Raw genomic sequence first — 13,321 nt, 5'->3', positions numbered from 1 at the left:
GTACGACCGCGCGGCCGGTGTCCGGCGGCTCAGCGGCCCTGGAGAGCCCTGACGTTGTCGCCGAAGGTCCAGCCCTTCGACCCGTCCCAGTTCAACGACCAGGTCATCAGGCCCTTCAGGCCGCCGCGGTAGGTGTTCCACGCCTGGGCGACCGTCGCCGGGGCCATGTGGCCGCCCCCGGCGCCGGGCTGCGCCGGCAGTCCGGGGACCTGCTTGTCGTACGGGACCCGGATGGTGGTGCCCTGCACGACCAGCCCGGCGTTGAGGCAGTCGGTCTGGGCGGTGAAGCCCTGCACGGTGCCGGCCGGGTAGGAGTCGCCGGAGCAGCCGTACATGCTGCCGTTGTAGTACTGCATGTTCAGCCACCAGAGCCGGCCGTTGTCGGCGTACCGCTTGATGATCGGCAGGTACGCGCCCCAGATGGAGCCGTAGGTGACGCTGCCGCCGGTGACGTACGCGGTCTCCGGAGCCATGGTGAGGCCGAAGCCCGCCGGCATCCGCGCGAGCACCCCGTCGATGATGCGGATGAGGTTCGACTGCGACGGGGAGAGCTGGGAGATGTTCCCGCTGCCGGTGAGCCCGGTCTCGATGTCGATGTCGATGCCGTCGAAGTTGTACCGCTGGAGGATCGGTACGACGGTCGCGACGAACCGGTCGGCGACCGCGGCCGAGCTGAGGTCGATCCCGGCGGTCGCGCCACCGATCGACAGGAGGAGGGTCAGGCCGGCCGCCTTGGCGCGGCACATCTCGGCGGGGGTGGGCACCCTGACGGTGGCGTCCATGCCGTCCTCCCAGAGCACGGTGCCGTCGGCGCGGATGACGGGGAACGCCGCGTTGATCACGTTGTACCCGTGCGCGGGGATCCGGGGATCGGTGATCGGGATCCATCCCAACGGCGGGTGGACGCCGTTCGCCGCGCCGTCCCAGTTCTCCCAGTAGCCCTGGAGCACCTTGCCGGTCGGCTTCGGCTTGCCGGCGCAGGTGTCGGGGCCAGGGGGCGTGGGCGTCGCGGTGGGTGTCGGCGTCGGGGTGGGGGAGGGCCCCGACGTGGCGGTCGGGGTGGGTGACGGCGTGCCGCCGCCGTCGCAGGCGCCGAGGTCTTTCCAGAGGGAGGGCGTCGCGGCGGGGTTCCAGCCGGCGCCCGGCGGGGGCGTGTGCGTCACCAGCGCCTGGTAGGAGCGTCCCGCGTAGCTGACCCGGCTGCCGGCGGCGTACGTGGTGCCCTCGGCCCAGGCCGGCGCGGCGCAGGCCGCGAGGGCGATGTCGGGGGCGGTCCTCGCGGCGGCGCGGCCGTCCACGGCGGGCACGGCCGCCAGGGCGGCGGTGAGCGCCGCGCCGGCCAGCAGCGCGGGCATCGTACGTCGAAGTCGCATGGCATTCCTCCTCGTCGATGGCGGGAGGTTATCAATTAACTTTGTTAAATGTAAACGGTGAGCCGGAGGCTGGTGTGGAGCGGCCCATCGCGGAGCGGCTGGCTGCGCCCACGCCACCGGGCTCGACGGCGGGCGGCGCGACCGCCGGCGGCCGGGCGACCCGGTAAAACTTTTCGCCAATATCGATGATGGCCGTGGAGCTAATCTCCGCAACGGGATACCCTCCTGTGGACCACCTGCCGTCCATCGTGGAGGAGATCGAGCATGCGCAAGTTGATGTCGGCGATCGGAGCCGGAGCGATGCTGACCGTGGGGCTGCTCGCCGGCGCCGGCCCGGCGCAGGCGGCGAGCTGTACGCTCGTGCAGTCCGAGATCTACAACGGGGCCAACATCATCGCCTGGTCGCAGGGCCTGCAGGGCTGCTCCGGCGACGTCTACTGGGAGATCCAGTCGGGCGACGCCGGCGGCTGGCAGGTCGCGCAGAGCGGCACCACGCACTACGCCAACGAGGTGCAGAGTTACTACGGCGACGTCGAGCTGCCGTGTTACCTGCGGGTCTACGCGAAGTTCGGCACCCAGGAGAAGCTGACCCAGCCCGCGCGCAACAACAACTGCGCCGGCTGAGGACCGGGTCGGACGGGGCGGGGTGCGCGCCCCGTCCGACCCGGTCTCCCGCGACGGCTACGGAGCCGGGTACCGCGTGACGTAGACGGGTTCGCCGACCCGCGTCATGTCGGCCGCCGCGCCCACGCCGTTGACCACGTGGTCGATCGTGCCGGCGCTCAGGTTCACGGTCATGACGTGGTGCAGCCTGACGCCCGGGGCGACGGGGACCTCGAAGCCGTTCTCGGTGCGGATCGACGGGTTGTTCTGGTTGAACACGTACACCCCGCCGCCGTGCAGCGTGTGGTGCCGCACCCGGTCGCCGACCTTGTACCCGGCCCAGCCCTCGACGGCGCCGTTCATCCAGTCGGCCTGCGTCGGCGGGTCGTACGGCAGCTCGTTCTGGTAGAGGATCGTCGTGCCGTGCTCGCCGTTCCAGACCGTGTTGTACCGCTGGAAGTGCTCGACGAACAGGCCGGTGGCCGTCACGTGGTCGCCGTTGATGACGGCGCCGTAGCGGCCGGTGTTGGTACGCCAGCGGTCGGTGTCGCCGTTGATGCCCTCGGTGAAGCCCTCGACTCCGTGGTCCCCGCGCCACACCCAGGTGTGGTCGATCAGGACGTGGTCGGCGTTGACCTCCAGCGCGGTGTGTGTCCTGCCGATGTGCGGCCCGCCGACGCGGAAGTACACGTCGGACAGCGTGATCGGGTTGCGCGGGGTGCTGGCGTTGCGGCCGTGCTTGCGCCCCACGCGCAGCAGCACCGGCGACTCGGTGCGGCCGGCGTCGACGGTGACCCCGGCGACGACCACGCCGGGCACGCCGGCGACGTCGAGTGGAACGGCGCCGTCGACGGCGGTCAGCGTGGCGTGGCCGATGCCGAGGACGACGGTGTCGGGCCGCTTGACCTCGATGCTGCGGGCGATGTCGTACACGCCGGGGGTGAGCAGCAGGTGCTTGCCGCGGGCGAGCTGGCTGTTGATCACGTGCACCGGATCGGACGGCTTGGCGATGAAGAAGTCCCGGATGCCGATGGTGCGGCCCGGCGTCACGCCGTCGCCCCAGGAGACACCCCGGCTGTCGCGCCGGACGGCGGGGACGCGGACCTGGTACCGGCCCCGGTCGTCGACGAACAGGTACGGCTTCTCCCTGCTCACCGGCGTGGTGTCCAGCGTGGTGTACGGCGGGTCGGGGAAGTCGGCGTCGTCGGGGGCGCCCACGGTGCCCGCGAAGACCTGGTTCCACACCGCGTTGGACCAGCTCTCGACCTCGCTGTTGCGGGTGAGCCACTGCTGCTGGGAGCCGTTGGTGGTGGCGGGCAGCCGGGAGTCGGCGATGAAGCCGCCGCTGGCGTACTGCGGGCCGGGGGTGCAGTAGTCCATCAGCGACAGGCCGCCGCCGCTGATGTCGAGGCGGCGCATGGACACCGCCTGGGACACCGCCCAGAAGTTCGCCGAGGAGCGGCAGCCGTCCTGGCCGGTGGCGTTGATGGACAGCGACAGGTTGGACAGGGTGCGCCAGAAGTTGACCAGGGCGATGCAGTTGCCGGTCCCGCCGCCTTCAAGGCAGCGGTTGTAGGTCTCGATCTTGCCGTTGACGGTGACGTCGGTGGGGGAGGCGCCCAGGCCGGAGACCTCGGTGTAGTAGCCGACCTTCACCTGGAGGGGCTGCGCGGCGGTGCCGTAGCTGCCGGGCTTGAAGAGGTACGCGTGCCGTGCGGTGCCCATCTCGGCGTCGACCTGTCGGGCATGCGCCGCGTCGAGGGTCGCCTGGATCTCGGCGACCGGTGTGTCGGGGTCGAAGATCGTCACGTTGGGCCCGAAGTCCGGGGCGCCGTGGCGGGCCGGTCCGGCGGTGGCGGCCGTGCCGGTGGTGCTGGTGACCGCCGTCAGCACCAGGCCGAGGGCGAGCGCCCGGCGGAGCCGCCGTCGCGCGTCGGGGGACTGCATCCTCATCGTTCGTCCTCTCCGCCGGCCGGGACGGGTGCCGGGCTCGGCGACGTGGTGGGGGAGGTGTTCCGGCGCGGGCGCGGGTGGGCGCGCCGATGGCCGGCTCGCGGTCGTCGTCGACCTGCCTCGTGGGGCGGCGGCGGGGACAGCGCGCCCGTGAGAGCGCTCTCTCGCCGCCGCGACTTCTATCACGCCGTGAAAGAAGGGTTGGCATGTTTCTACCCTGTCGATCCGTCCGGCGCTACCGCTGCGCCGCCGCGATCAGGGCAGGTTCCCGTGGGGCCCGTTCCCGCCGGGCCACCGCACGTACGCGGCCGGCGTTCCTGCGTGACGGCGTGGGCGCGGTGCCGCTCCACGACCTCGGGGGCTCGACCGATGTCGTGAGGGCCGTCGATGGTAGGAATGTGCGTCCGGTACGGGTGGTCGGCGGGGGTGCGGTGTCGGAGATTCCTGACGCGGTGGTGGCGGAGTTGGCGGGGCCCGTGGCCGCCGCGTTGCCGCTCATCGCCGCCCGTGTTCCGGCGGCACCGGCGGCCGAGCTCGGCCGGCTGCGGGCGGTCGCCGAGGGCGACACCTGGCCGACCCGTGAATCAACCCTCGGACACCGGGCGGTGACGGGGTTCTACTCCGGCTCGGGGACCGGGCTGGACGACTCGCCGGTGCGGGACGCTCTCGGCTCGCTGCCACCGTTGCTCACCGAACGCCTGCTCGGCGCGCTGGAACTGACCGTGGCGGAGCTGGACCTGGCCGGCACCACCCCGGACCTGACCGGCCTCCTGGGCGCACCGTTCACCGGCACGTTCGGCATCGCGATCCTGAGCGGGCAGAGCGAGGCGATCACCGGCGCAGCCGTGCTGGAACAGGTCCGGCCCGGCGTGTCGGCGCTGGTCGCCGCGCTGGCCCGCCGGCTGGCCAGCCACCCGCAGACGGCCGCCCTCCTGACGGTCGGACCCGGCATCACCGCCGAGCAGGACATCGCCGCGGCGCACGGTGCGAACCAGCTCGCGCTGGCCGTGGCCACCGCCACCGCCGTCCTGCACCGGGTCGGCATCCACCCCAGGGCCACCGAACCACCGGCCGTGCTCGGCGTGGCGATCGGCACCGCCGTCCTGCTGCTCCGCCAGGCCCCGATGCCCACCGGCTACGCCGCGGCGTTGCTCGCCCGGGCCCGGGCGGAGTACCTGCTGCCCCGCCACTCCAGCGGGTCGGCGTCGGTGTCGGGGCACCGGTTCGCGCTGCTGGAGGGCGCCGGCGTCCCGGACGTCGACTTCGGCGGCAACGGACTGGTCGCGGTCGTCCCGGGCGGCGCGGTGATCCGCACCGGTGTCGAGAGCGGACACGTGCGGATCATGCTGAGGGTCCTGGACGGGCCGCCACCGGAGGTCGCGACCGGCTGGGAGGAGATCGTCGAGGTCAGCTGGCAGGCGGCCGTCGGCGGCGCCTCGGTGCTCGTGCCCCGCGCCGGTGAGTCACGCCTCAGTCAGGCCACCCCGCCCTGGCCGGGCGACTACCGGCTGCGGGTGCACGCCCGGGGGCGGGACGAGACCGACGAACGCGACGCCGAACACTACGAGCTGGTGGTGTGGCAGGCACCCGCCGCACCCGAGGTCGTGCATGCCCGGACGGACCGGCTCGGCCACCGGCTGCGCGGCGAGCCGGAGCCGGCGCGGCCCGAACGGCCCGAAGCCGCCTATCGGTGGGTACGTCAGAGCAGCCTGGGCCAGGCGGCGACGGTCACGGTGGTGACCGGGGCAGGCGTGGCGGACGTGCTGCGCGCCTTCGGGGCGGACCCGGCCCGACCGGAGTCGATGCGGGCCATCGGCGAGGAACTGATGCGGCGGCGGTCGATCGACTCGTGGGTGGCGGTGGCGGACATCGGTGGCGCCGTGCTCGCCGTCGAGTACAACGGCTGGCAGGGCTCGACCGCGCCCGTGCTGACGCGCGCGTCCGCCCACGGCCGGGCCGCCAGCATGTACTGGAACGTCAACGCGGTCACCCGGCTGTCGTTCGCCGAGCACGGCGAGGTGCTGCTGTCGGTGGAGCCGTTCGGCGACCTCGACGCGCCACCACCGGTCGCCGCGACACTCGCGGGCCTCGACTTCGCCGACCACCACCGTGGCAAACCGCTGATGGGCCTGGTCGCGGTGCAGCGGTTCACCGGCCACGACGTCACCCGCGAGGACCTGGCCCGGATCGAGGCCGCCGACGTCGGTTTCCGGATCCAGCCGGACCAACCCACGCTGCATCCGCGCCGGCCGCAGCCCGACGGCGCGCTCGGCCGGGCCCTGCCCACGCCGGTTCCACTCCCGTCGCAGCCAGGCGGACCGCTCGGCCCACCCCCGACGCGCTGACCGGACTGTCCGAACCGGAACTGCGGGGCCTGGCCTGGTGGATCGCCGCTCAGGCGGCGCGCGGGCGCGGCCCCTCGGGCCCGGGTCCTCCGGCCGTGCCGGCCGGGCCGGTGGGGGCACGGGGAGCGGAGCCGACCGGTCACCCGTCGACGGCCAGGCGGACCGTCACCGTGTCTCCCACCGCCAGCCCCTCGGCCCGTCGCACGGCCGCCTTCACCGGCACGATGTAGCGCCCGTCCTTGGGGAACAGCGACGTGCTCCAGCCGGTCTTCCCGATCCGGGCCGCGACCGGGATCATGCCCCAGCCGTAGCTCACCCCCGCGGACCGCGCGGCCAGCTCCTGGCACCCGTCCTCGGGGACGGTGACGAAGTGCCACGGCGCGGGGCCTCTCCAGAACCACAGCTCACCACTGAACTCCAGGTCCATCGGCTCAGCATAGGAGCGGGGACCGACTTCTTCGGACGGGCGGGTACCGCCGGCCCGGGTACGCGGTGCGCCGCCCGGCGGCACTCGCGTCGCCGGCGCCGATGGGGCAGCATTCCCCCGTGCTCCTGATCGTTCCCTCGGACCCGCTGCGACCGCGCCACCCGGACGCCCACTTCGCTCCTGAGGCACGCGCCGCCGAGGAGGCCGGCGTCGCGGTCGCCGTCGTCGACCACGACGCGTTGGCCCGTGGCAACGACGTGTCGCGGGCGGTGTCGCGGGTGACGGTCGAGGGCGTCGCGGTCTACCGCGGCTGGATGCTGCGCAGCGAGCGGTACGCCGCCTTCGCGGACGCGTTGGCCCGCCGGGGCGTCAGCCTGCGTACGAGCGGCGAGCAGTACCGGCGCGCCCACGAGCTGCCGGGCTGGTACCCGGACCTGGTCGAGCTGGCGCCACGCTCGGCGTGGACGGTCGGCACGGAGCGCGCCGACTTCGACCGGGCGAGGCGCGCGCTCGGCGGCGGGGCGGCGGTGCTGCGCGACTTCACCAAGTCGTTGAAGCACCACTGGCACGAGGCGGCGTTCGTTCCGGATCTCGACGACGGCGATGCCGCGTGGCGGGTCGCGAGCCGCTTCGTCGACCTGCGTGGCGACGACCTCGTCGGGGGTCTGGTCCTGCGGCGGTTCGAGCGGTTCACCACCGCCGAGGTCCGCACGTGGTGGGTCGACGGCGCCTGTGTGCTGGTCGGCGCCCACCCCGACACTCCGCACGACACGCCGCCGGAGGCGTTCGACGCGGGTCCGGTGAGCGGGTCGGTGGCGGCGCTGGGGCTGCCGTTCGTGACCGTGGACCTGGCGCGGCGCGCCGACGGCGTCTGGCGGATCGTCGAAATCGGTGACGGGCAGGTCAGCGACCGACCGTCCACCATCGACCCGGCCGCTCTGGTCGGTGTCCTGCGTCGTGGGGCCTGACCTCCGAAACTTCCGGTCCCTCGGCCGGTGCCGGGTCGGCTGACTGGCAGGGTGGGAGCCCGACTGAGGTGAGGGTACGGAGCGGATCCATCGAAAGAAACCGATAACCGGGCGTTGAGGTTCCGGACATGTTCCGATACGGTCCGATGGAAGGGCTTCGATCAACTCACGGCGTCGAGGATTCTGACGGCGGTGTGGTCTCCGGGCGACCACTCCACCGGCCCCACGCCGTGGCGGGCGGTTGCCGAGGCGGCCTTCCCCATCCATTCGGCTCATCGAAAGGCTCTGCCATGGACAACTCGCTCGCCCGTGCCAGCGGGCGCCCGGTGACCCGCCGGCGGCCCCGCGTCGCGCTGGCGTCGGTCGTGGTCGGTCTCTCCGTCGTCGCGACGACGGTGGCGGTGGCGTCCGGCGCCAGCGCCGGGACGACCCTGGGGGCGTCCGCCGCCGAGAAGGGACGCTACTTCGGCGCCGCGGTGGCGGCCAACAAGCTCTCCGACGCCACGTACGTCGGGATCCTCAACCGGGAGTTCAACTCGGTCACCCCGGAGAACGAGATGAAGTGGGACGCCACCGAGCCGTCCCAGGGCCAGTTCACGTTCGCCAACGCCGACCGGATCGTCAACCACGCCCGCGCCAACGGGATGCAGGTGCGCGGCCACGCCCTGGCCTGGCACTCCCAGCAGCCGGGGTGGGCGCAGAACCTCAACGGCAGCGCGCTGCGCCAGGCGATGGTCAACCACGTCACCCAGGTGGCGACCTACTACCGTGGCAAGATCCACTCCTGGGACGTGGTGAACGAGGCGTTCGCCGACGGCGGCAGCGGGGCCCGCCGCGACTCGAACCTGCAACGCACCGGCAACGACTGGATCGAGGTGGCGTTCCGCGCCGCGCGCGCCGCCGACCCGAACGCGAAGCTGTGCTACAACGACTACAACACCGACGGGCAGAACGCCAAGAGCAACGCGGTGTACGCCATGGTGCAGGACTTCAAGGCCCGGGGCGTGCCGATCGACTGCGTCGGCTTCCAGTCGCACTTCAACAGCGCCTCCCCGGTGCCCGCCGACTACCAGGCCAACCTGCAACGCTTCGCCAACCTCGGCGTGGACGTGCAGATCACCGAGCTGGACATCGAGGGCTCGGGCCAGACGCAGGCCGACAACTACGGCCGGGTGGTGCGCGCCTGCCTCGCCGTGACCCGCTGCACCGGCATCACCGTGTGGGGCATCCGGGACACGGACTCCTGGCGCGCCAGCGGCACCCCGCTGCTCTTCGACGGCAACGGCAACAAGAAGCCGGCGTACACCGCCACCCTCGACGCCCTCAACGGCGGCACCACCCCGCCGCCCACCACCGCACCCCCGACGACCCCGCCGCCCACCACCCCGCCGCCCTCCGGCGACTGCGCCGCGACGGTGTCACTGAACTCGTGGAGCGGCGGCTTCGTCGCCACGGTACGCGTCACCGCGGGCGCCGCGGCGATCAACGGCTGGGCGGTCGCGCTCACCCTGCCGGGTGGCGCGACGGTCACCAACACGTGGAGCGCACGCGCCACCGGGGCCAGCGGCGCCGTGACGTTCCACAACGTCGACTACAACGGCCGACTCTCCGCCGGAGCCGTCACCGAGTTCGGCTTCCAGGGCACCGGAACCGGTCCCACCGGCACGCCCACCTGCACCGCGAGCTGACCCGTCAGCGGCCCGGCGCGGATGCTCTCCCGCGCCGGGCCGTCGGCGTCGCACGCGCCGCACACCGTGCGCACCGGCACCCCACGGCGTCCGCAGTCCTCGACGCGTCCCTCACCCGGCCGTAGGAACTCCGGCGGCCGGCGCTCGGCTGATCCGGCCGGTGCGGCCGGGCGCGCCGAACCACCTGGCCAGCGCGACATCGAGCGTCTGCTGGTCCTCGCCGACCCACGCGACGTGCCCGTCCGGCCGGAGCAGTACCGCCGGCACGTCCAGCTCTCCGCTGCTGTCGGCGACGCGGTCGACCCGGTCGGCCCAGCCGTCCACCGAGAGCCGCCCCGTCTGGTCGAGCAGCAGCCCGCCGCCGGCGCGCATCAGCTCGAACAGGCGCCCGTGCGTCAGCTGGACGTCGCGCAGCCGCCGCCCGAGCAGGGCATGGCCCGCACCGAAGTCGTACCGGATGCTGATCGCCGTGATCTTCTCGATCAGGAACCGGTTGACGTCGTCGAGGTCCATCAGCTGCGCCAACAACCGCCGGACGGCCTGCGGCCCGGGCTCGTTGGTCGTCAGCTGCATCTGTGCACGGGTGTTGGTCAGCACGTCGGCGGCCACCGGGTGCCGCTCGGACCCGTAGCTGTCCAGCAGGTCGTCCGGCGCCCAGCCGTTGACGGCCGCCGCCAGCTTCCAACCCAGGTTGAACGAGTCCTGGATCCCGAGGTTGAGGCCCTGCCCACCCATCGGCGGGTGGACGTGCGCGGCGTCCCCGGCCAGAAACACCCGTCCGACGCGGTAGCGCTCGGCAAGGCGGGTCGCGTCGCCGAAGCGCGACAGCCAGCGGGGCGAGTGGGCGCCGAAGTCGGTGCCGGCGTACCTGCGCAGCTGGCGCGTGAACTCCCCGAGCGTCGGCGGCACCGAACGGTCCTCGGCCACGCCCTCCGCCGGCACGACCGCCCGGAACACCCCCGGCTTGCCCGACGGCCCGATCCCGAAGCGCTTCTCGGTCTTGCGCACCTCGGTCATCACTGCGGTGATGTCGTCCGGGGACGCGGTCACCTCCATCTCGCCCAGTAGCGTGTCGATTGTCGACGGCTCGCCGGGGAATCCGACCCCGAGCAGTTTTCGGACCGTGCTGCGCCCACCGTCGCAGCCGACGACGAACCGCGCCCGCAGCGGCGTGGCAGTTTCACTTCCAAGGTGGACGGTCACGCCGTCGTCGTCCTGCTCCAGCCCGACCACCGCACAGCCGCGCCGGATCTCGGCTCCGACGTCGGCCGCGTGCTCGGCGAGCAGCCGGTCGGTGAGCGTCTGCGGAATGCCGAGCACGTATCCGTGGGCGGTGTCCAGCCCGGTGGGAGCGGGCTTTTCGATACCCGCGAAGAATCCCCGGATCGGGTACCGCGTGCCGTTCTCGAGGAACCGCTCCAACAGCCCTCGCTGATCCATCACCTCGATACTGCGTACGTGCAGCCCGAGCGACCGCACGAACGGCGGAGGCTCGGCCTCCTTCTCCAGTACGAGCACGTCGACGCCCCGCAGCCGCAATTCGACTGCCAGCATCATGCCGGTCGGCCCGCCGCCGACAATGATCACATCGAACATGAATTCCCCCATGGCGTGCCAATTCCTGCGCTCGGCCGACGATTGTGCGCCACGACCGGGGTCTTGCCGCAAGCCCGGGGGTGCGGTATACGTTAATAGTGGCAAGGAGTTCTCCTCCTTGCCTTTGTTGTTCTCAGGCCGGCACACGTGTTCTCAGGCCAGCACGCGCAGCCGAGGCCCACAGTTCGCCGGCCGGCGTCGATACCCGGCAGCACCGCCCTGCCGGCGGGTCAGGTCCCTGCGGAATCGCCATCGCCCGAACCGCCCCGGTACGCCGTCGTACAGCCCCTCCCAGCACCGCGGGAAGATCAGGGTCGGGGCCCCCGGGCGTCAGCCGGGCCGGGCCTCGGCGGTCGTGGCCGTTCCCTCCGGCTGCCGCTGCTCGGGAACCGGGGGTCGTCGCATCGTCCGCCAGGGGCCGCCGAGCAGCGGGGTGAGCACGACCAGCAGGTAGCAGGTGCCGACGGTGAGCAGGGTGGAGGTGGTGCCGAACCGGTCGGCGGCCAGGCCGGCTGCGAGCGCGCCGAGCGGCATGGCGGCCCAGGCGCCTGCGCCGATCACGCCGTACACGCGCGCCCGCATGAGCGCGGGCACCCGTTCGAGTTTCACCGCGCCGATCAGCGGGTTGATCGCGCCGGCGGCGAGGCCGGCGACCGCGAAGACCGCGGCCACCACGGGCAGCGGCGGGGCGGCGGCGAGGGCCCAGAAGGGCGGGGCGCCGGCGACAGCGAAGGCGGTGACGAAGGTGGCCCGGCGGGGCAGCCGGTGCCCGACGGCGCTGAAAAGCAGCGATCCGACCAACGCGCCGCCGCCCATCGCGCCGACCAGCAGGCCGAACGCGGTGGCCCCGCCGAGGTCCCGCGCGGCGACGACCGGCAGCAGCACGTTGCTCTTGGTGGCGTCGAAGAGGTTGGTGACCAGCACCAGCAGCACCATGGCACGCAGCAGTGGTTCGCGGATCAGGAAGCGCAGCCCGGCCATGAAGTCCTGCCAATAGCCGCCGGAAGCTGCCGTCGGGCTGTCGGCCGGCCGCAGGCTCGTCGGCACCAGCACCGCGACCGCTGCCGCCGAGACGGCGAACGTGACCGCGTCCACTGCCAAGGCGGTCAACGCGCCGAGCGTGCCGACCAACAGGCCGGCCACCGGCGCGCCGAGCAGGCGGGCACCGCGTTCGGTGGCCTCGAACCAGCCGATCGCCCGTTCGATCGGCACCCCGGCGGCGGCCGCCGCCTCGGGCAGCAGCGCGGTTCGGGCCGTCTGACCGGGGGTGTCGAGCAGACCGCTGACGAAGACCAGGGCGAGCAGCGCCGGGAAGGGCAGCCCGACGGTGGCGTGCAGCAGCGGTACGGCGGCGATCGTCACGCCGGAGACCAGGTCAGCCAGCACGCTGGCCCGGCGGTAGCCGATCCGGTCGACGAGCACGCCGCCGAAGGCACCACCGAGCACGACCGGGGCGGTGGCGAACGCGCCGGCGAGCCCGGTGGCGGCGAGGGAGTCCGTCTCGGCCAGGACGTGGAGCGGCAGCGCGATCAGCGTCAGCATGTTGCCGGTCAGCGAGACCGCGTGGCCGATCAGCAGCCCGAGCAGCGGGGCCCGGCGTGACGTGGCCGGTGTCATCGCGGGTCCCGGAATGCGTGGTAGATGAGGGCGATCGTGCGGGCGTCGGCTCGGCCGGCGTCGCTGCGGGCGCGCCAGCGTTCGGCCAGGGCCGCCAGGTCCGCGCGCAGCTCCACCAGCTCGTCGCTGGTCAGGTGCAGCGTGGAGTCACTGCTGGTGGTGCCGCGTACCCACTCCGGATCGAGGGTGGCCTCGGCGTCGAGGTAGGTCCGGATGCGGTCGACGTACCGGTCGAGGATGGCGCGGCGCAACAGGTCGGAGGCGGCCTTGCGTTCCGGGTCGGCCAGGGCCTCGACCGGCTCCCAGGAGGTGCGGGTGTGCGCCGCCCGCCACCAACGTTCGCGCCGGTTGCGGGCCAGCTCGGGGACCTCCCGGACGAAGCCGTGCTCCGCCAGCTTGCTGAGGTGGTAGCTGACCGAACCGACCGCTTCGCCGGTGACCTCGCTGAGCGCCCCGACTGTCTGCGGGCCGCGGACCCGCAGCTCGCCGAGCAGGCGCAGCCGCGTCGGATGCGCGAGCGCCCGCATGGCACGGGGATCGGTGAGGTGCAGGGTCGAATCATCCGTCATTGCACCAGACTAGATATACAAGAAATGAAGCACAAGAACCCTTGTGTATGGCGGGTACGCGGCGTGTGACGGGGATTCTCGTGACATCGACGTTGCACAGCTACTGCCCGACAGCCCGCTTCACGGCCTCTGGCAGGTCCTCGGGGGGCCGGGCAGGTCCGTGCCCGCGGACACGGGTGTCG

The 13,321-nt window shown here is 72.7% G+C and carries 10 protein-coding genes; 4 read left to right on the top strand and 6 right to left on the bottom strand.

Annotated features, from left to right (window positions below; all coding sequences use genetic code 11):
• Positions 1-29: 29 nt before the first annotated feature.
• Entirely contained in the window at positions 30-1,373 is a 1,344-nt protein-coding gene (locus ACLQ22_RS22725; RefSeq protein ID WP_425694092.1) for a carbohydrate-binding protein, read from the bottom strand.
• 264 nt (positions 1,374-1,637) lie between these two features.
• Here ACLQ22_RS22725 and ACLQ22_RS22720 point away from each other — a divergent pair, with 264 nt between their 5' ends.
• A complete protein-coding gene (locus ACLQ22_RS22720) occupies positions 1,638-1,997 on the top strand; it encodes a hypothetical protein (protein ID WP_151457056.1) in 360 nt (119 codons plus the stop codon).
• A 57-nt stretch (positions 1,998-2,054) separates the two neighbouring features.
• Here ACLQ22_RS22720 and ACLQ22_RS22715 read toward each other — a convergent pair whose 3' ends face one another.
• Positions 2,055-3,923 (bottom strand): adenylyl cyclase, encoded by a 1,869-nt coding sequence (locus tag ACLQ22_RS22715; RefSeq protein ID WP_425694139.1) that lies wholly within the window; start codon positions 3,921-3,923, stop codon positions 2,055-2,057.
• Positions 3,924-4,327: 404 nt separating this feature from the next.
• Between ACLQ22_RS22715 and ACLQ22_RS22710 the strand changes: the two genes are divergently transcribed.
• Complete coding sequence (locus ACLQ22_RS22710; RefSeq protein WP_425694091.1) at positions 4,328-6,274, top strand: DUF6461 domain-containing protein; 1,947 nt, start codon at positions 4,328-4,330, stop codon at positions 6,272-6,274.
• 139 nt (positions 6,275-6,413) lie between these two features.
• Here ACLQ22_RS22710 and ACLQ22_RS22705 read toward each other — a convergent pair whose 3' ends face one another.
• Positions 6,414-6,701 carry a DUF1905 domain-containing protein gene (locus tag ACLQ22_RS22705; RefSeq protein WP_425694090.1) on the bottom strand — a complete coding sequence of 96 codons (288 nt, stop codon included), beginning with the start codon at positions 6,699-6,701 and terminating at the stop codon, positions 6,414-6,416.
• A 119-nt stretch (positions 6,702-6,820) separates the two neighbouring features.
• On the opposite strand from ACLQ22_RS22705, the gene ACLQ22_RS22700 reads away from it, so the two are divergent.
• Both ACLQ22_RS22700 and ACLQ22_RS22695 read left to right on the top strand, forming a co-directional pair.
• Positions 6,821-7,669 carry an ATP-grasp domain-containing protein gene (locus ACLQ22_RS22700; protein WP_425694089.1) on the top strand — a complete coding sequence of 283 codons (849 nt, stop codon included), beginning with the start codon at positions 6,821-6,823 and terminating at the stop codon, positions 7,667-7,669.
• 290 nt (positions 7,670-7,959) lie between these two features.
• Positions 7,960-9,357, top strand: coding sequence for an endo-1,4-beta-xylanase (locus ACLQ22_RS22695; RefSeq protein WP_425694088.1), 1,398 nt, complete (start codon positions 7,960-7,962; stop codon positions 9,355-9,357).
• Between the two features lie 111 nt (positions 9,358-9,468).
• Here ACLQ22_RS22695 and rox read toward each other — a convergent pair whose 3' ends face one another.
• The 3 genes from rox to ACLQ22_RS22680 form a co-directional block, all read right to left on the bottom strand.
• Positions 9,469-10,953, bottom strand: coding sequence for a rifampin monooxygenase (gene rox, locus ACLQ22_RS22690; RefSeq protein ID WP_425694138.1), 1,485 nt, complete (start codon positions 10,951-10,953; stop codon positions 9,469-9,471).
• A 330-nt stretch (positions 10,954-11,283) separates the two neighbouring features.
• Positions 11,284-12,570, bottom strand: a complete 1,287-nt coding sequence (locus ACLQ22_RS22685; RefSeq protein ID WP_425694087.1) for an MFS transporter — start codon at positions 12,568-12,570, stop codon at positions 11,284-11,286.
• Complete coding sequence (locus tag ACLQ22_RS22680; protein WP_425694086.1) at positions 12,567-13,139, bottom strand: ArsR/SmtB family transcription factor; 573 nt, start codon at positions 13,137-13,139, stop codon at positions 12,567-12,569. Before ACLQ22_RS22680 ends, ACLQ22_RS22685 begins: the two co-directional genes overlap by 4 nt.
• Between the last annotated feature and the right edge of the window lie 182 nt (positions 13,140-13,321).

The sequence above is a fragment of the Micromonospora sp. DT178 genome, assembly GCF_049841695.1.
Lineage (GTDB): Bacteria > Actinomycetota > Actinomycetes > Mycobacteriales > Micromonosporaceae > Micromonospora.
The sequence above is the reverse complement of the archived record's forward strand: the minus strand, read 5'-3'. Positions and strand labels throughout refer to the sequence as shown.

Excerpts from the sequence above, each read along its gene's own strand:
- ACLQ22_RS22725 (WP_425694092.1), bottom strand. The coding sequence starts at position 1,373 with ATGCGACTTCGACGTACGATGCCCGCGCTGCTGGCCGGCGCGGCGCTC.
- ACLQ22_RS22720 (WP_151457056.1), top strand. The coding sequence starts at position 1,638 with ATGCGCAAGTTGATGTCGGCGATCGGAGCCGGAGCGATGCTGACCGTG.
- ACLQ22_RS22715 (WP_425694139.1), bottom strand. The coding sequence starts at position 3,923 with ATGCAGTCCCCCGACGCGCGACGGCGGCTCCGCCGGGCGCTCGCCCTC.
- ACLQ22_RS22705 (WP_425694090.1), bottom strand. The coding sequence starts at position 6,701 with ATGGACCTGGAGTTCAGTGGTGAGCTGTGGTTCTGGAGAGGCCCCGCG.
- ACLQ22_RS22695 (WP_425694088.1), top strand. The coding sequence starts at position 7,960 with ATGGACAACTCGCTCGCCCGTGCCAGCGGGCGCCCGGTGACCCGCCGG.
- rox (WP_425694138.1), bottom strand. The coding sequence starts at position 10,953 with ATGTTCGATGTGATCATTGTCGGCGGCGGGCCGACCGGCATGATGCTG.
- ACLQ22_RS22685 (WP_425694087.1), bottom strand. The coding sequence starts at position 12,570 with ATGACACCGGCCACGTCACGCCGGGCCCCGCTGCTCGGGCTGCTGATC.
- ACLQ22_RS22680 (WP_425694086.1), bottom strand. The coding sequence starts at position 13,139 with ATGACGGATGATTCGACCCTGCACCTCACCGATCCCCGTGCCATGCGG.